Raw genomic sequence first — 16,284 nt, forward strand, 5'->3', positions numbered from 1 at the left:
CATGGCCGGGGGCGAGCACGACCTGCGCGAGTGGGACGACGAGGACCCCGACGCGCACGACGACGACTCGGCGCCCTACTGGTTCCCCGGCGAGACGATGCCGCAGCACGCGCGGGCGATGGGGCTGACCCACCACACCGTCGAGGGCGCGCTGCTCGACTTCGGGGGCCGGCTCGACCCCGCCAAGCGCGTGCACTACTGGACCGCGTGGGCGCTGCTGGTCGTCTTCGGGCTGCCGGTGGTCTTCGCCGTGATGCGGCTCGCCTACCTCTTCTGAGCCGTCGCCCGGGTCACAGCGAGCCGGTGGGCTCGCCGTCGTAGGCGACCTGGAGGGTGCCCAGGCACATCTCGTCGGTGGAGCCCTCGCCCCAGAGCACGTAGCGCTCCTCCTGGCCGGCGAAGGCGGGCAGCTTGTCGCGCAGCCACTGCCGGTGGGTGCAGGTCACGGTCAGGGTCTCCCCCGCCTCGAGGCGCAGCGGCTCGACCGGCTTGGAGCCCTGGTCGTCGAAGTCCCACTGGTCGATGTCGAGCAGCGTGCGCTCCTCGGGCGTGCCGGCGTTGGCCACGACCGAGATCTCGCGGCCCAGCAGGTGCATGTGACCGGCCGCGCCCAGCACCGTCATCGGTTGGCTGACCCGGCGGGTGCAGGTGGTGGTCTCGGAGGGTCCCTGGCCCTCGCCGCACAGCAGGTGCAGCACGTCGGCGGTCGAGGCGGCCGCCCCGAAGCGCTGGCGCAGGTCGACCATCGCCGCGTCGCGCTCGCAGAGCGGGCCGTCGGAGCGCGCGGCCCGGCAGGGCAGCTCGACCGGGGCCGGCATCAGGTAGGTGTGCAGCGGGGTCAGGTCGCGGCTGCCGGGCATCCAGCGCAGCCGGGTCGACGACCGGTCGGCCGACTGCCCGCGCAGCAGGTTGTAGTGCACCTGCATGACCACCTGGGTGCCGGCCTCGAGGCGGATGCCGTGGCCGTCGCGCAGCTGGGTCTCGTCGCCGCCGGGCGCCCACGCCGCCAGCCAGCTGGCGTCGGAGATGTCGGCCGCAGCCCCCTCGACGCCGCTGCCGCCGAAGCAGGTCCAGCCGGGGTCGACGGTCTTGTGGTCGAGGGCCCGCGCTGCCTCGACCTGGTCGGGCTCGACGCGGAAGAGGATCACGTGGTGCACGACCTCGGGGTTGCCGGGCACCACCTGGCTGCCGGTCAGCCACACGTCCTCGTCGAGGCCGGGGTCGAGCAGGAAGCAGCGGTAGTCGTCGGTGCCGGCACCGCCGGGGGCCGAGGGCGTGTACTCCTCGGTCATCTCCAGGCTCATCCGCCGCTCCCCGCGGCGCAGCGGCAGCTCCTTGCCGGGCGGCAGCGACGAGAGCTGCTCGGCGACGACCTCGGGCGGGTCGACCGGCGAGAGCACGCTGGCCGGGTCGCCGTCGCGACGGTCGTCGGTGCCGAGCACGGCCACGCCGGCCACGACCCCGGCCACGGCGAGCAGGCCGGTCAGGGCGAGCACGACCAGGCGGCGTACGCCGACCCGGCCGGCGGTCGGACCGCTCATCCGGGCGGCCACGTCATCGGCCGGCCCGCCAGCACGTGCAGGTGGGTGTGGAAGACCGACTGGCCCGCACCCTCACCGGTGTTGAGCACCAGCCGGTAGTCGTCGTGGCCCTCCGCGGCCGCCACGGCCGCGGCCGCGGTGACGAGCTCGCTCATCACCGCGGGGTCGCCGGCAGCCAGCTCGGCGGCGTTCGCGTAGTGCGTGCGCGGCACCACCAGCACGTGCGTCGGCGCCTGCGGCGCGACGTCGCGGAACGCGACGGTGCCCTCGGTGACGTGCACGACGTCGCCGGGGACCTCCCCCGCGACGATCTTGCAGAACAGACAGTCGCTCACTTGTTGCCTCCCGCCACGCATCGTCCCACAAATCCGTTGCCGCGCCGCGGTAAACCCCCAGGGCCCCTCGGGCGTCGCACTAGCGTGACCACCCATGCGAGCGCTCCCCCACGACGCCCCGGCGCCGTGAGCGACGAGCCCGCGCGCTGGAGCGCCGACGAGGCGCTCGAGCAGCTGTACGCCGCGCACTGGCGCGAGCTGGTGCGGCTCTCGGTCCTCCTGCTGCGCGACGTCGGCGCCGCCGAGGAGGTCGTGCAGGACGCCTTCGTGGCCGTCCACGGGCGCTGGGACCGCATCCGCGACCCGGCCAAGGCACTGGCCTACCTGCGCCAGAGCGTGGTCAACCGCTCCCGCTCGGCCCTGCGCCACCGCGCCGTCGTCCAGCGCCACCTCGCCAGCCAGCCGCCGCCGACCACCGCGGCCCCCGCCGACGAGCGCAGCCTGGTCGCCGACCGCCGCGCGGCCGTCCTCGACGCGATGCGGGCGCTGCCCGAGCGGCAGCGCGAGGTGCTGGCCCTGCGGCACTACCTGGACCTGTCCGAGGCCGAGATCGCCGACGCGCTGGGCATCAGCCGCGGCGCCGTGAAGAGCCACGCCTCCCGCGGCTCCGCCCGCCTGCGCGAGCTGCTCGCGTCGTACCTCGAGGAGCCCTCATGAGCACCCACGACCGCGACACCGACCGCGACACCGACCTGGCGCGCCTGCTGGGCGAGGCGGTCGACGACGTCGAGCCCGCCGACCGGCTCGACGAGATCCGGTCCCGCACGAGCAGCCCGGCCGCGCAGCGCCGCTGGTGGTACGCCGGCGGCGCGGCGCTGGCCGCGGCCGCGGCCGTGACCGCCGTCGCGGTGCTCGGCCCCGGCACCACCCCGACGTCGGCGCCCGACCCGGCCGAGCAGCCCTCCGCGACCCCCACAGCGAGCACCTCGCCGACCACCGACCCGTCGCCGACGACGCCGACCACCCCGGCGCCGCCGGTGGCCGAGACCGTCACCGCCGCCGTCTACTACGTGGGCGACACCCCGCGCGGCCCCCGGCTCTACCGGGAGTTCCGGGCCCTGCCCGGCGACGGCTCCGTGCCGCTGGCCCCCGCGGTCAGGGCCGCGGTGGAGGGCGACTCCGACGACCCCGACTACCGCTCCCCCTGGGCCGGCACCGGCGCCACCCTGGTCGGAGCCACCGGAGACGCCGAGCTCGTCACGGTCGACCTCGCGGGCGACCTGCGACTGCGGCCGGGCGGCCTCGACCCGGCCGAGGCCGCGCTGGCCGTGGAGCAGGTGGTGCGCACCGCGCAGGCCGCCGTCGGCTCGGCGGCCCCGGTGCAGCTGCTGCTCGACGGCCAGCGCACCGACCAGCTCCTCGGCGTACCCGTCGCGGAGCCGCTGGCCCAGGGCGAGGACCTCGACGTGCTGGCCCTGGTCAGCATCAGCGACCCGGCCGAGGGCGAGCAGGTCGAGGGCACCTTCACCGCACGGGGTCGCGCCTCGTCGTTCGAGGCGACCGTGCCGTGGGAGGTCCGCGACGCCACCGGCGCGGTGGTGCTCGACGGCTTCAGCACCGCCGAGGGCTGGATGGGGCGTCTCTACCCGTGGGAGGCCGAGGTCGACGTCTCGGGCCTCGAGCCGGGCCGTTACACGTTCGTGGCCATGACCAGTGACCCCTCCGACGGCGAGTCGGGCGGGCCGATGACCGACACACGGACCATCGTGGTCCCGTGAGCACGAGGGAGAGCACCATGACCAGCCAGCAGACCAGCCAGCAGACCAGCCAGCAGACCAGCCGCAGCCGCCGCGGCCCGCTGCACCGCACCCTGGCCGGGGCGGCCGTCACCGCCCTGGCGCTGGGCGTGCTCGCGGGGTGCGGCGACGACGGCAGCGACCGCGCCGACGACCCGGCCCCCGCCGGCAGCACCAGCAGCCCCGGCAGCACCGGGCCCAGCGAGCCCACCACCAGCGACGAGCCCGCCGAGAGCCCGAGCGTGACCACCGAGCCCGACCCGGGCGAGACCAGCACCGTGCCGGTCTACTACGTCGGCGACAGCCCGATGGGCCCGCGCCTCTACCGCGAGTTCCGCAGGGTCAGCGGCGACCCGGCGCTCGGCGCCGCCGACATGGTCGCGGCCGGGGTGCCCGCCGACCCCGACTACCGGGCCGCGTTCCCGGTCGACGGCAGCTTCTCCTCGGTCCGCCTCGACGAGCAGGCCGGGCTGATCATCGCCCAGGTGCCCGACGACCGCTGGGCCGACCGCCCCGCCGACATGTCGCGCAAGCAGGCCGAGCTGGCGGTGCAGGCGCTGGTCTACACCGTGCAGGGCGCCCTGCAGAGCCGGGCGCCGGTGCAGGTCGTCGGCGAGCCCGGCGGGCCGGCGGTGCCGATGTTCGGCATCGACACCGACGGCGGCGTGGCCAACGTCGACCAGCTCGACGTGCTCGCGCTGGTCAGCGTCACCAGCCCCGAGTCCGGCGCCGAGGTCTCGGGCACCTTCACCGCCAGCGGGGTGGCGTCCTCCTTCGAGGCCACCGTGCCGTGGGAGGTCCGCGACTCCTCAGGCACCGTCGTGCTCGACGGCTTCAGCACCGCCGAGGGCTGGATGGACCGCCTCTACCCGTGGCAGAGCGAGGTCGACGTCTCCGGCCTCGCCCCCGGCGAGTACACCTTCGCCGCCATGACCGACGACCCGTCCGGCGGCGAGGGCCCCGGGCCGTTCGAGGACACCAAGGTCATCAGCGTCGGCTGAGCCGGGGCCCGTACGCCGCCGCGGGGCCGCCGCGACTACAGGTCGCGGTGGACCTCGCGGGACGTCGGGGTCTCGGCCGACCTGGTGAGGTTGAGGATCGCCAGGGCGAGCCCGCCCCAGATCACCAGCATCGCCACGACCATCATCACGATCGCCGTCGTGCTCATCGCTGCACCTCCTTGCTCGCGTCGGTGTCGTAGGTCGCGCCGTCCAGCGCCGTCGCCGAGCGCCAGCGCAGCCGCGCCAGCACGAAGCCGATGACGACCACGGCCCCCGCCGACCCCCAGCCGAAGACGGCCAGCATCCAGGTCGGGTACGGCGCCTCGGGGTCGCCGTACGGCGTCTGCACGTCGGTGACGAACGCGTCGACGAGCACGTAGCCCAGCGCGATCGGTGTCACCACCCCGATCAGCGCGCGCCACCACAGCCCGACGTGCACCGAGCTGTGGTCGTTGAGGTGGGCGGCCAGCTGGGGCAGCGCCCGCAGGCCCCACACGACGACGACCATCGAGACCACCGCGACCAGCAGGATGCCGAACTGGTTGATGAAGTGGTCGACGATGTCGAGCACGTGCAGGCCGCTGGTGGTGCCCAGGAAGAGCACGCTCACGGTGGCCATCGGCAGCGCCACCACCAGGGTGGCTGCGACCCGGCCGATCTCGAACTTGTCGCGCACCGCGGAGATGACCACCTCGGTGATGGAGATCAGCGAGGTGATGCCGGCCAGCACCAGCGAGACGAAGAAGAGCACACCGATCAGCGCGCCGGCCGGGGCCTCGTTGATGATCGCCGGGAAGGCGATGAACGCGAGACCGACGCCTCCTCCGCCGGCGACCTCGCCGACCGGTTGCCCGGTGTCCTGGGCCATGAACCCGAGGGCGGCGAAGACGCCGATGCCGGCCAGCAGCTCGAAGCCGGAGTTGGAGAAGCCGACGACCAGCCCGGAGCCGGGCATGTCGGTGTGGCGGTGCACGTAGGAGGCGTAGGTGATCATGATGCCGAAGCCGATCGACAGCGAGAAGAAGATCTGCCCGAACGCCGCGGCCCACACCGTGGGCTCTGCCAGCGCGCTCCAGCTGGGGGTGAACAGCGCGTCGAGGCCGCTGCCGGCCCCGGGCAGGAAGAGCGAGACGACCACCAGCGCGCCGAAGCTCAGCACCAGCACCGGGATGAAGACCATCGCGGTGGCACCGACGCCCTTCTGCACGCCCAGGGCCAGCATCGCGATGACCAGCGCCCACATCACCACGAGCGGCACCATCACGCCGGCGACCGGCTCGGCGGTCACACCGGGATCGCTGACCTGCAGGAACTCACCGATGAAGAAGCCGGCCGGATCGGCACCCCACGCCTTGGTGAAGGAGAAGAACGCGTAGCGCACCGCCCACGCGAGCACCGCGGCGTAGTAGATGGCGATGACCGCGCAGATGCCGACCTGCCACCACCCCAGTCCCTCGGCGCCGCGGCGCATCCGCGCGAACGACAGCGGCGGCGAGCCGCGGAACTTGTGGCCGATGCCGTAGTCGAGCAGCAGGAACGGGATGCCGGCGGTCAGCAGCGCGACCAGGTAGGGGATGACGAAGGCCCCGCCGCCGTTCTCGTAGGCGACGTAGGGGAAGCGCCAGATGTTGCCCAGTCCGACGGCCGAGCCGATGGCGGCCAGGATGAAGACCCGGCGCGACGAGAACGCGCCGCGGCGCTTCTCCTCCTCGACGGCGGTGGACGCGCTCATCAGACCTCCCAGGACGTGGTGACAGGTGCCTCGCCCGTCACGACGTGACCGACGACACCCACACCCTAGGACCGCCCGCCCCCGGCCGAGAACCGGGTCGTCAGGACCAGCGCGAGGTGCGCGCCAGCAGCGCGGCGCAGGCCACCACCCCGGCGGTCGAGGTGCGCAGCACCTCCTCGCCCAGGCGTACGACGCGCGCACCGGCCTGGGTGAACGCGGCCAGCTCGTCGGGCGAGACGCCGCCCTCGGGGCCCACCACGACCACGACGTGGCCGCTGGGCGGCACGTCGACGCCCGACAGCGGCTCGGTCGCGTCCTCGTGCAGCACCACCGCCAGGTCGGCGCCGCGCAGCAGCTCGGCCACCTCAGCGGTGCCGGCCAGCGCGTCGACCTCGGGGTGCCACGACCGACGGGCCTGCTTGGCCGCCTCGCGCGCCGTGGAGCGCCAGCGGGCCAGCGACTTGGCGGCCCGCTCGCCCTTCCAGACCGCCACCGAGCGCGAAGCCGCCCACGGCACGACCCGGGCCACCCCGACCTCGGTCAGCACCTCGACGGCCAGCTCGCCCCGGTCGCCCTTGGGCAGCGCCTGCACCACCGTCAGCGCCGGGGCCGGCTCAGGCACCCGGTCGGCGCTGACGACCTCGACGTCGAAGACCCGCTTGCCGGTCGAGGTCACCTCGCCCACCACCGAGCGGCCGCGGCCGTCGGTGAGCACGACCTGCTCGCCCACGCGCAGGCGGCGTACGGCGACGGCGTGGTGGGCCTCGTCGCCCTCGACGGTGACCGCGGAGCCGGCCGTGGCCGACTCCAGGCTCGGCACGAGGTGGACGGGGAGCGTCATCGACGGCTCAGTGCGCGTTGAAGGCGTCGCGCAGGCGGCCGAAGACCGACTTCGCGCCGCCCGGGCGGACCTGCCCGTCGGGGGCCTCCTCGCCGCGCAGGGCGGCGAGCTCGCGTAGCAGCTCCTCCTGGCGGGCGTCGAGGCGCCCGGGCGTCTCGACGGCCACGGTCACGACGAGGTCGCCGCGACCGCCCCGCAGGCCGGGGACACCGCGCCCGCGCAGCACCTGCTCCATGCCCGACTGGGTCCCCGGGCGCACCTCGAGCTCGAAGGACGTCTCGAGCTCGGGGTCGCTGTCCTCGGAGGCCACGTCGGCCTCGAGGGTCGGGATCGTCAGCGTGGTGCCCAGGGCGGCGGCGGTCATCGGCACGGTGACCGTGCAGTGCAGGTCGTTGCCCTGGCGGGTGAAGACGTCGTGGGGTGCGACGTGGATCTCGACGTAGAGGTCGCCGGCAGGCCCGCCGCCCGGACCGACCTCGCCCTCCTCGGCCAGCTGCACGCGGGTGCCGGTGTCGACGCCCGCGGGGATCTTGACCGTCAGCGCGCGGCGCGAGCGCACCCGCCCGTCGCCGGAGCACTCGCGGCAGGGCTCGGGGATGACCGTGCCGAAGCCGCGGCAGGCCGCGCAGGGGCGCAGCGTGCGGATCTCGCCGAGGAAGGAGCGCTGCACGTGGGCGACCTCGCCCTGCCCGCGACAGGTCTCGCAGGGCACCGGGTGGCTGCCCGGGGCGGCGCCGTCGCCGCCGCAGGTGGTGCAGCTGACCGCGGTGTCGACCTTGATCTCGCGGGCGACGCCGAAGGCGGCCTCGGCGAGGTCGATCTCGAGGCGGATCAGCGCATCCTGGCCGCGGCGTACGCGCGGACGCGGACCACGGCCCTGGCCACCGCCCTGACCGCTGCCTCCGAAGAAGGCATCCATGATGTCGGTGAAGGAAAACCCGGCACCCTGGCCGAAACCACCGGCCCCGGCACCGCCGAACGGGTCGCCGCCGCGGTCGTAGGCCGCCCGCTTCTGCGGGTCGGAGAGCACCTCGTAGGCCCGCGAGACCTCCCCGAACTTCTCCTTGGAGGCAGGGTCGGGGTTGACGTCGGGGTGGTACTGGCGCGCGAGCTTGCGGTACGCCTTCTTGATGGCGTCGGCGTCGGCGTCCTGCGAGACGCCGAGGGTGTCGTAGAGGTCCTGGCTCACCATGTTCCTAACAGGTCTTGACTGGGTGCTGGTGCGTGCTGGGTGGGTGCGGTGCTGGTGCTGCGGGGGCGGCGAGGACGCTCAGGCCTCGTCGAGGATGCGGGAGACGTAGCGGGCCACGGCTCGCACCGCAGCCATCGTGCCGGGGTAGTCCATGCGGGTCGGACCGACGATGCCCAGCGTGGCCAACGACTCGTCGGGCGGGCCGTAGCCGGTGGAGACGACGCTGGTCGAGGCGAGCTCCTCGTAGGGCCCCTCGGCGCCGATCCGCACGGTCACCAGCCCGCCGGTGCCGGCCTCGCCGAGCAGCTTGAGCAGCACGACGTGCTCCTCGAGGGCCTCGAGGAGGGGCCGCACCGCCGAGTCGAAGGAGTCGCCGTAGCGGGCGAGGTTGGCGGCGCCGCCGACCGCGATGCGGTGGTCGGAGCGGTCGTCGCTCAGGGCGTCGAGCAGCACCTCGACCACCGGGGCGCTGGCGGTGGCCGCGTCGGGGCGGGCCGGGTCGGCGGCAGCCGGCGGCAGCGCCCGCAGCGCCGTCATCGCCTCGGCGATGGTCTGGCCGGTCACTGCGCGCAGCACCTGCTGGCGCAGGTCGGCCAGGGCGTCGTCGGTGAGGTCGGTGGCCAGCTCGACGAGCCGCTGCTCGACCCGCCCGGTGCTGAGGATCAGCACCACGAGCAGCCGGCGCGGGGCGAGGGCGACGATCTCGACGTGGCGCACCGTGGAGCGCGACAGCGTGGGGTACTGCACCACCGCGACCTGGCGGGTCAGCTGCGAGAGCAGGCGCACCGAGCGCTGCACGACGTCGTCGAGGTCGACGGCGCCGTCGAGGAAGCTCGAGATCGCGCGCTTCTCGGCCGAGCTGAGCGGCTTCACCGTGGTGAGCCGGTCCACGAACATCCGGTAGCCCTTGTCGGTGGGCACCCGCCCGGCGCTGGTGTGCGGCTGGGTGATGTAGCCCTCGTCCTCGAGCACGGCCATGTCGTTGCGCACCGTGGCCGGCGAGACGCCGAGCCCGTGCCGCTCCACGAGCGCCTTGGAGCCCACGGGCTCCTCGGTGTGCACGTAGTCCTCCACGATGGCGCGGAGCACGGCGAGCCTGCGGTCCTCCTGCACGTCGCCTCCTCCACCTCGTCAGCCTGGCCAGCCCGGGTCAGGCTGGCGTCTTCGCGCACGACGAGGTTGGCACTCGTCGCCACGGAGTGCCAATCCTACAAGGCCCGCGCGGACCGCTCACCTCTTGACCTCGGAGCAAGGTTAGGCTTGCCTTACCTGCATGGACCTCTCCTCGCTCCCCGGCCCCGCGTCGTACGCCGTCGCCGCCGCGGCCCGCAGCATCCTGGCCTGTCCTGCCGCTGCCGACCTCGAGGTCGACCGGCTCCCGCTGGCGATCGACGACGCGGTGCTCGGCGAGGCGGGCGGTCGCCCGACCCTGACCTGCGAGGTCGGGTCGCCGCTGGCCCGGGCCGCCGCCGCGCGCTCGGTGGCCCGGCTGCGGGTGGGCAGCGCGGTGCGCGGCGGTGCGGGCGACGCCCTGGTGCTCGCTGGCAGGCTGGGCCCGCTCGAGACGACCACCTGCGGCTCGTGCGCCGACGAGCACCTCGTGGTGACCCTCGACCCGGCCGCGGCGCTGGTCACCCTGGCCGGCCACCGCCACCAGCTGCCGCTCGGCGACTACCTCTCCCCTGCCCACCAGCTCAACCGGGGCCACCTGCAGCGCAGCCTGGAGCACCTCGAGGAGCACCACCACCTCGACCTGCGCCGCAGCGTGGCCGCCTCCACCGGCACCCCGCTCGACGACGTGGTCGCGGTGCGGCTGCGCGACCTCGACGCGCGCGGGGTCGGCCTCGAGTGGGTCGACCCCGGCGGGGCCCACCAGGTGCGGCTGCGCTTCCCCCGCCGCGCGGCCAGCACCGCCGAGCTGGGCAGGCTCCTGCGGGAGGGCATCGCCGCGCCCCTAGGGTGAGACCATGGTCTTCTCCGAGGTCGCCGACCGGGTGTGGGTGGCCCGGCACGAGTGGTACGACGTCAACGTCAGCGTCGTCGCCGGCGACCGGGGGCTGGTCGTGGTCGACACGCACGGCTCCGCAGCCGCGGGGCGGCGCGTGCTCGACGACGTACGCCGCCTGGGCGCCGGCGAGGTCGTGGCCGTGGTCAACACCCACGCGCACTTCGACCACGCCTTCGGCAACATCGCCTTCCGCGAGGCCGATCCCGGGGTGCCGATCCACGCCCACGAGGACGCGGTGGCATCGCTCAGCGCGACGAGCCCCGCCGACACCGCCGCCACCTGGGCGAGCGGCGCCGACGACCCGCGCCGCGAGGAGGTGCTGGCCACCGAGGTGGTGCTGCCCGACCACACCTTCTCCTCGGCCACCGTGCTCGACCTCGGCGACCGGGTCCTTGAGCTGGTCCACCCCGGCCCGGCGCACACCGCCGGCGACCTGGTGGTGCTGGTGCCCGACGCCCAGGTGCTGCTGGCCGGCGACCTGGTCGAGGAGTCGGGCCCGCCCGCGCTGGGCGCCGACAGCTTCCCGATGCAGTGGCCGCTCTCGCTCGACATCGTGCTGGGCCTGACCACCGGCGCCAGCACGGTCGTGCCCGGGCACGGGGCGGTGGTGGACCGCGACTTCGTCGAGGTGCAACGCAACGAGCTCGGCATCGTCGCCGAGACCATCCGCGACCTGGCCGGGCGCGGGGTCCCCGTCGACGAGGCGCTCGCGACCGGCGAGTGGCCCTGGGATCCCCGCCACCTCGAGACGGCCGTGCGCCGCGGCTACGAGCAGCTGCCCCGCAGCCAGAAGCGTCTCCCCCTGATCTGACGGTCCGGGCCGGCTCGGCGCGAGGTTCGGGCCGGGTCAGCGCGAAGTCCGGGCCGGGTGGGCGAGGGTGAGGACCGCGACGGCCGGGGGTGGCTAGCGTCACCTCATGAGCGAGAACGACAAGACCCCCGAGCCCGGGACCGAGCACGACGCGGGGCCCAGCTCGATCGGGGACGACCAGCTGCCCGCCGACCTGGTGGCCTCCGAGGACAACCCGCTGGCCGAGGGCCTGGAGACGGGTGAGGACGTGCACCTGCGCGAGGAGGGCAAGCGCGCGGAGCAGATGCCCGACCCCGAGGACGAGGACGACGACCAGGGCGGCGACCAGGGCGACAACCAGGGCGACGGCAACAGCGGGGCGTGACGCGCCCGACACCCTGAGCGGGTCGCCACCGGCGCGCCCGCCGCGCGAGGTCGGTGCGCTCTCCTAGCCTCGTGCAGGTGAGCGACCGATACGGCCACGACGTCCTGTCCGGCGACTGGCGCGCCCCGAAGCGCGGCCGGGCCACCGAGGCGCCCGCGACCCTGGGCGAGGTGGTCGAGGAGGTCACCACCGACTTCTGCGGCGAGGTGGTGCAGGTCGACCGCGACCTCGACACCGTGACCCTCGAGGACCGGCGTCGCCGCCGACGCACCTTCCCGCTGGGCCCCGGCTTCCTGCTCGAGGGCCGCCCCGTCATCCTCACCGCCCCCGTGGTCCGCTCGGCGCCGGCCCGCCCGACCCGCACCGCGTCGGGCTCGATCGCGGTCCACGACGCCAAGGCCCGGGTGGCGCGGGCCAGCCGGATCTTCGTCGAGGGCCGTCACGACGCCGAGCTGGTGGAGAAGGTCTGGGGCGACGACCTGCGCATCGAGGGCGTCGCGGTCGAGTACCTCGGCGGCGTCGACGACCTGGCCGACCACCTGCGCGACTTCCGTCCCGGCCCCGGGCGCCGGGTCGGGGTGCTGGTCGACCACCTGGTGCGTGGGTCGAAGGAGAGCCGCATCGCCGACGCGATCGTGCGCTCGCCCGTCGGCAAGCACGTGCTGATCGTGGGGCACCCCTTCGTCGACATCTGGCAGGCCGTCAAGCCCGACCGGCTGGGCCTGCAGGAGTGGCCGACGATCCCGCGCAGCATCGAGTGGAAGAAGGGCGTGTGCCAGCACCTGGGCTGGCCGCACCGCGACCAGGCCGACATCGCCCGGGCCTGGAAGCAGATCCTGGGCCGGGTGCACTCCTTCGGCGACTGCGAGCCCGCGCTGCTGGGCCGGGTCGAGGAGCTGATCGACTTCGTGACCGAGGAGACCCCGTGAGCCAGCCGCAGCCGCCGTACTCGTCCCATCCCTCGGGCCTGACCCCCGACGAGCGCACCTGGGGCGGGGCCGCGCACTGGTCGGCGCTGGTGGCGGCGTTCGTGGCGCTGGCCTTCCTGGGCCCGCTGCTGGTGCTGCTGCTCAAGGGGCCGAGCTCGCCCTACGTGCGCCGCCAGGCGGTCGAGTCGCTGAACTTCCAGCTCTCCATGCTCATCTACGCCACGGTCTCGGCCGTGCTGGTCCTGGTGCTCGTCGGCTTCCTGCTGCTCGCGGTCGTGGGCGTGCTCTGGCTGGTCTTCACCATCCTCGGCTCGGTGCGCTCGGCCGACGGCGGCGAGTACGGCTACCCGCTGACGATCCGGATGGTCAGCTGACCAGCTCGCGGACCACGCCGTCGGCGAGCAGCCGCGCCCGCTCCGTGAGCGCGATCCGCCCGGCCCGCTCGGCCAGCAGCCCCCGCTCGACCAGCCCGGGCACCGCGGCCCGGCCGGTGGCGTCGAGCACGTCGACGTCGAGCCCCTCGCGCAGCCGCAGCTCGAGCAGCACCCGCTCGACGCGACGGTCCTCGGGGGCCAGCACCTCGCGGGCCTGCGCGGGGCTGCGGTCGGCACCGATCCGGTCGGCGTACGCCGCCGGGTGCTTGACGTTCCACCACCGCACGCCGCCCACGTGGGAGTGCGCGCCTGGGCCCACGCCCCACCAGTCGCCGCCGGTCCAGTAGAGCAGGTTGTGCCGGCAGCGCGTCGCGGCGTCGGTGGACCAGTTCGAGACCTCGTACCAGCCCAGCCCCGCGGCCACGAGGCGCTCGTCGGCCAGCGCGTACTTGTCGGCCAGGTCGTCCTCGTCGGGCATCGGCAGCTCGCCACGGCGCACCCGTCGCGCCAGCGCGGTGCCGTCCTCGACGATCAGGGAGTACGCCGACACGTGGTCGGGCTCGCAGGCCACCGCAGCCTCGACCGAGGTGGCCCAGTCGGCCCGGGACTCCCCCGGCGTGCCATAGATCAGGTCGAGGCTGACCTGCTCGATCCCGGCGGCGCGGGCCCACTGGACCACCGCCGGCACCCGGCGCGGGTCGTGGGTGCGGTCGAGGACCTCGAGCACGTGCGGCACCTGCGACTGCATGCCGAAGGAGACGCGGTTGATGCCGACCTCGCGCAGCCGCTCGAGCGACGAGGCGTCGACCGAGTCGGGGTTCGACTCGGTGGTGACCTCGACGTCGGGGGCCAGGCCGAACTCCTGCGCGGCGGCCGCGACCACCGAGCCGAGGTCCTCGGGGCTGAGCAGCGTGGGCGTGCCGCCGCCGAAGAAGATGGTCGAGACCGGCAGGTCGCGATCGCCGAGCACCCGCCGGGCGCGGCGCACCTCCGCCACGGCCGCCTGGGCGTACGTCGCCCGCGAGGCACCGGGCGCGCCGCCGGCGGGGCCGAGCTCCTCGGCGGTGTAGGTGTTGAAGTCGCAGTAGCCGCAGCGCACCGTGCAGAAGGGCACGTGCACGTAGAGGCCGAAGGGCCGCTCGCCGAGCTCGGCGAGGGCGGCCTCGGGCAAGGATCCGTCGGAGGGGACGGGCTCGCCGTCGAGCGGGGTGGAGGGCATCGGCCCATCCTCCCCCACCCCGGTGCGGCCCCGGCGTGCCAGGCCCCGGACGGACGAGGGCCCGCGCACCCCGGGTGTGGGGTGCGCGGGCCCTGGTCGAGGGACGCGCTCAGCTGTAGAAGCTGGCGATCTTCTCCTTGTTGTTCGACTCCACCACGTTGCGCTTGACCTTCATCGAGGGGGTCAGCTCACCCGACTCGATGGTCAGGTCGTGGTCGAGGATGTCCCACTTCTTGATGGTCTCCCAGCGGTTGAGCCGCTCGTTGAGCTGCTCGACGTAGCCGCCGATCATCTGCTGGACCTGCTCGGAGCGCACCACCTCGGTGTAGTCCTTGCCGGCCATGCCGTTCTCCTCGGCCCAGCCCGCCATCGCGTCGGGGTCCAGGGTGACCAGCGCGACGACGTAGTTGCGCTCGTTGCCGAAGACCATGAACTGGCTGACGTAGGGGCACAGCGCCTTGAACTTGGCCTCGATCGCCGACGGGGCGATGTACTTGCCGCCGGAGGTCTTGAAGAGGTCCTTGATGCGGCCGGTGATGGTCAGGAAGCCCTCGGCGTCGAGGCTGCCCTTGTCGCCGGTGCGCAGCCAGCCGTCCTCGGTGAAGGTCTTCTCGGACTCCTCCGGCAGGTTGTGGTAGCCCTGCATGACGTGCGGGCCGCGCAGCTGCACCTCGTCGTTCTCGCCGATGCGGACCTCGGCGCCGGGCAGCGCCTTGCCGACGGTGCCCATCCGGTACTCGTCGGGGTGGCCCACGGTGGCGCCGGCGGCGTTCTCGGTCATGCCGTAGCCCTCGAGGATGAGGATGCCGGCGCTGTGGAACCACTGTGCGATCTCGGAGTTCAGCGCCGCGGAGCCGGAGATGAAGAAGCGCACCCGTCCGCCGAAGCGGTCGCGGACCTTGCTGAAGACCAGCTTGTCGAAGAGCCCGTGCTGCAGCTTGAGCGGCAGCGGGACCGACTTGCCCTGGCGCTTGAGCTCGTCGACCTTGGCGCCGACCTCGAAGGCCTTGGTGAAGATCTTCTCCTTCGCCCCGCCCTCGGCCGCCTGCATCATGTGGATGCGCGAGTAGGCCTTCTCGAAGATGCGGGGGGCCGCGCCCATGTAGGTCGGCTTCACGACCGCGAGGTTCTCGATGATCTTGTCGACCCGGCCGTCGATGGCCGTGGCGAAGCCGCAGGCCAGCTGCGAGGAGAGCAGCACCTTGCCGAAGGAGTGCGCCATCGGGAGCCACAGGAACTGCAGGTCGTCCTCGTGCAGGAGGTCCTGGACGCGGATGGCCTCGCCCTCGAAGACCCACGAGCGGTGCACCAGGCGCACGCCCTTGGGCCGGCCGGTGGTGCCGGAGGTGTAGATGAGCGTGGCGAGCTGGTCGGGCTGGATCTTCTGGGCGGTCTCCTCGACGATCCCCGGGTGCTCGGCCAGGTAGGCGCGGCCCAGCTCGGCCAGGGCGTCCATGTCGATGACCCAGTCGCCGTCGGTGGTGCCCTCGAAGGTGACGACCTTGATCACCTCGGGCAGCTCGTCGCGGTGCGCACGCAGCTTCTCCAGCTGCTCGTCGTCCTCGGCGAAGACCACCCGCGAGCCCGAGTCGCTGAGGATGTAGGAGGTGTCCTCGCCGTTGGTGCTCGGGTAGACCGTCGTGGTCGCCGCTCCGGCGCACATCACGGCCAGGTCGGCGAGGATCCACTCGTAGCGGGTGCCCGAGACGATCCCGACGCGCTGCTCGGTCTCGATGCCGAGGGAGAGCAGGCCGGCCGCGAGCGCGGTGACGCGGTCGCCGGCCTCCGCCCAGGTGACGGACTCCCAGGTCTCGCCGACCGGGAAGCGGTAGGCCTCGGCGGTCGAGGACTTGGCGACACGGTCGAAGAACTGGACGGCGACGTTCGCGGGCATCGTGTCGACGAAGCTGGCGTCGTGGTTGGCAGGCATGGCGCTCCTGGCTGTGCGGCGGGTGGTGCGGTCGAGTACGGCAGTAACCTAGATCACTTTGCGTACTGGCGCGTAGCGACCCCGGGCAGGTCGTGACCAGATCGCGACCTGGAGTCCACGGACTGGTCCGGACCGCCGGGTCGCCGACGTTCGTGCGCAGCGGTGCGGACCGATTTCACGCACCACGTGTAGACCTCTGCTTTTCGGGCACAATCCGAAGCGGGGACGTCTTCCATGGGGGGCGGCGTCGCCTGCCTTGGGGGGTAGTAGT

The 16,284-nt window shown here is 73.7% G+C and carries 18 protein-coding genes; 9 read left to right on the forward strand and 9 right to left on the reverse strand.

What is annotated here, in order from left to right:
• Position 1 precedes the first annotated feature (1 nt).
• On the forward strand, positions 2–277 hold the full coding sequence (locus QWJ41_RS07155; protein ID WP_302706832.1) for a hypothetical protein: 276 nt from the start codon (positions 2–4) through the stop codon (positions 275–277).
• Positions 278–290: 13 nt separating this feature from the next.
• Here QWJ41_RS07155 and QWJ41_RS07160 read toward each other — a convergent pair whose 3' ends face one another.
• Positions 291–1,541, reverse strand: coding sequence for a hypothetical protein (locus QWJ41_RS07160; protein ID WP_302706834.1), 1,251 nt, complete (start codon positions 1,539–1,541; stop codon positions 291–293).
• Positions 1,538–1,876 carry a histidine triad nucleotide-binding protein gene (locus QWJ41_RS07165; RefSeq protein ID WP_302706836.1) on the reverse strand — a complete coding sequence of 113 codons (339 nt, stop codon included), beginning with the start codon at positions 1,874–1,876 and terminating at the stop codon, positions 1,538–1,540. The genes QWJ41_RS07160 and QWJ41_RS07165 overlap by 4 nt, the downstream gene beginning before the upstream one ends.
• A 126-nt stretch (positions 1,877–2,002) precedes the next feature.
• On the opposite strand from QWJ41_RS07165, the gene QWJ41_RS07170 reads away from it, so the two are divergent.
• The 3 genes from QWJ41_RS07170 to QWJ41_RS07180 are packed head-to-tail and all read left to right on the forward strand — an operon-like array spanning position 2,003 to position 4,613.
• Entirely contained in the window at positions 2,003–2,533 is a 531-nt protein-coding gene (locus QWJ41_RS07170; protein ID WP_302706838.1) for a SigE family RNA polymerase sigma factor, read from the forward strand.
• Positions 2,530–3,594, forward strand: coding sequence for a Gmad2 immunoglobulin-like domain-containing protein (locus QWJ41_RS07175; RefSeq protein ID WP_302706840.1), 1,065 nt, complete (start codon positions 2,530–2,532; stop codon positions 3,592–3,594). The genes QWJ41_RS07170 and QWJ41_RS07175 overlap by 4 nt, the downstream gene beginning before the upstream one ends.
• Positions 3,591–4,613 (forward strand): Gmad2 immunoglobulin-like domain-containing protein, encoded by a 1,023-nt coding sequence (locus QWJ41_RS07180; RefSeq protein WP_302706841.1) that lies wholly within the window; start codon positions 3,591–3,593, stop codon positions 4,611–4,613. Before QWJ41_RS07175 ends, QWJ41_RS07180 begins: the two co-directional genes overlap by 4 nt.
• A 35-nt stretch (positions 4,614–4,648) precedes the next feature.
• Here QWJ41_RS07180 and QWJ41_RS07185 read toward each other — a convergent pair whose 3' ends face one another.
• The 5 genes from QWJ41_RS07185 to hrcA all read right to left on the reverse strand — a co-directional run bounded on the left by QWJ41_RS07185 (position 4,649) and on the right by hrcA (position 9,491).
• Positions 4,649–4,780 carry a methionine/alanine import family NSS transporter small subunit gene (locus QWJ41_RS07185; RefSeq protein ID WP_302706843.1) on the reverse strand — a complete coding sequence of 44 codons (132 nt, stop codon included), beginning with the start codon at positions 4,778–4,780 and terminating at the stop codon, positions 4,649–4,651.
• On the reverse strand, positions 4,777–6,345 hold the full coding sequence (locus QWJ41_RS07190) for a sodium-dependent transporter (RefSeq protein WP_302706845.1): 1,569 nt from the start codon (positions 6,343–6,345) through the stop codon (positions 4,777–4,779). Before QWJ41_RS07190 ends, QWJ41_RS07185 begins: the two co-directional genes overlap by 4 nt.
• A 100-nt stretch (positions 6,346–6,445) precedes the next feature.
• Positions 6,446–7,186, reverse strand: a complete 741-nt coding sequence (locus QWJ41_RS07195) for a 16S rRNA (uracil(1498)-N(3))-methyltransferase (RefSeq protein WP_302706847.1) — start codon at positions 7,184–7,186, stop codon at positions 6,446–6,448.
• 7 nt (positions 7,187–7,193) lie between these two features.
• Positions 7,194–8,375, reverse strand: a complete 1,182-nt coding sequence (gene dnaJ / locus QWJ41_RS07200; RefSeq protein ID WP_302706848.1) for a molecular chaperone DnaJ — start codon at positions 8,373–8,375, stop codon at positions 7,194–7,196.
• Between the two features lie 81 nt (positions 8,376–8,456).
• Complete coding sequence (hrcA, locus tag QWJ41_RS07205) at positions 8,457–9,491, reverse strand: heat-inducible transcriptional repressor HrcA (RefSeq protein ID WP_302706850.1); 1,035 nt, start codon at positions 9,489–9,491, stop codon at positions 8,457–8,459.
• A gap of 160 nt (positions 9,492–9,651) precedes the next feature.
• Here hrcA and QWJ41_RS07210 point away from each other — a divergent pair, with 160 nt between their 5' ends.
• From QWJ41_RS07210 to QWJ41_RS07230, 5 genes are all read left to right on the forward strand, one after another.
• Positions 9,652–10,341: a hypothetical protein gene (locus tag QWJ41_RS07210; RefSeq protein WP_302706852.1), complete on the forward strand. Its 690-nt coding sequence runs from the start codon at positions 9,652–9,654 to the stop codon at positions 10,339–10,341.
• A 4-nt stretch (positions 10,342–10,345) separates the two neighbouring features.
• On the forward strand, positions 10,346–11,197 hold the full coding sequence (locus QWJ41_RS07215) for an MBL fold metallo-hydrolase (protein ID WP_302706853.1): 852 nt from the start codon (positions 10,346–10,348) through the stop codon (positions 11,195–11,197).
• A gap of 106 nt (positions 11,198–11,303) precedes the next feature.
• Entirely contained in the window at positions 11,304–11,561 is a 258-nt protein-coding gene (locus tag QWJ41_RS07220) for a hypothetical protein (RefSeq protein WP_302706855.1), read from the forward strand.
• 77 nt (positions 11,562–11,638) lie between these two features.
• Positions 11,639–12,490: a DUF3097 domain-containing protein gene (locus QWJ41_RS07225; protein ID WP_302706856.1), complete on the forward strand. Its 852-nt coding sequence runs from the start codon at positions 11,639–11,641 to the stop codon at positions 12,488–12,490.
• Positions 12,487–12,864, forward strand: a complete 378-nt coding sequence (locus QWJ41_RS07230) for a DUF4870 domain-containing protein (RefSeq protein ID WP_302706858.1) — start codon at positions 12,487–12,489, stop codon at positions 12,862–12,864. The genes QWJ41_RS07225 and QWJ41_RS07230 overlap by 4 nt, the downstream gene beginning before the upstream one ends.
• Here QWJ41_RS07230 and hemW read toward each other — a convergent pair.
• Complete coding sequence (gene hemW / locus QWJ41_RS07235; protein WP_302706860.1) at positions 12,857–14,083, reverse strand: radical SAM family heme chaperone HemW; 1,227 nt, start codon at positions 14,081–14,083, stop codon at positions 12,857–12,859. The two genes, QWJ41_RS07230 and hemW, sit on opposite strands and share 8 nt — an antisense overlap.
• Positions 14,084–14,192: 109 nt before the next feature.
• A complete protein-coding gene (locus QWJ41_RS07240) occupies positions 14,193–16,013 on the reverse strand; it encodes an AMP-dependent synthetase/ligase (RefSeq protein WP_302706862.1) in 1,821 nt (606 codons plus the stop codon).
• Positions 16,014–16,284: the final 271 nt, after the last annotated feature.

Origin of the sequence: Nocardioides cremeus (genome assembly GCF_030518195.1) — a bacterium.
Classification (GTDB): Bacteria; Actinomycetota; Actinomycetes; order Propionibacteriales; family Nocardioidaceae; genus Nocardioides; species Nocardioides cremeus.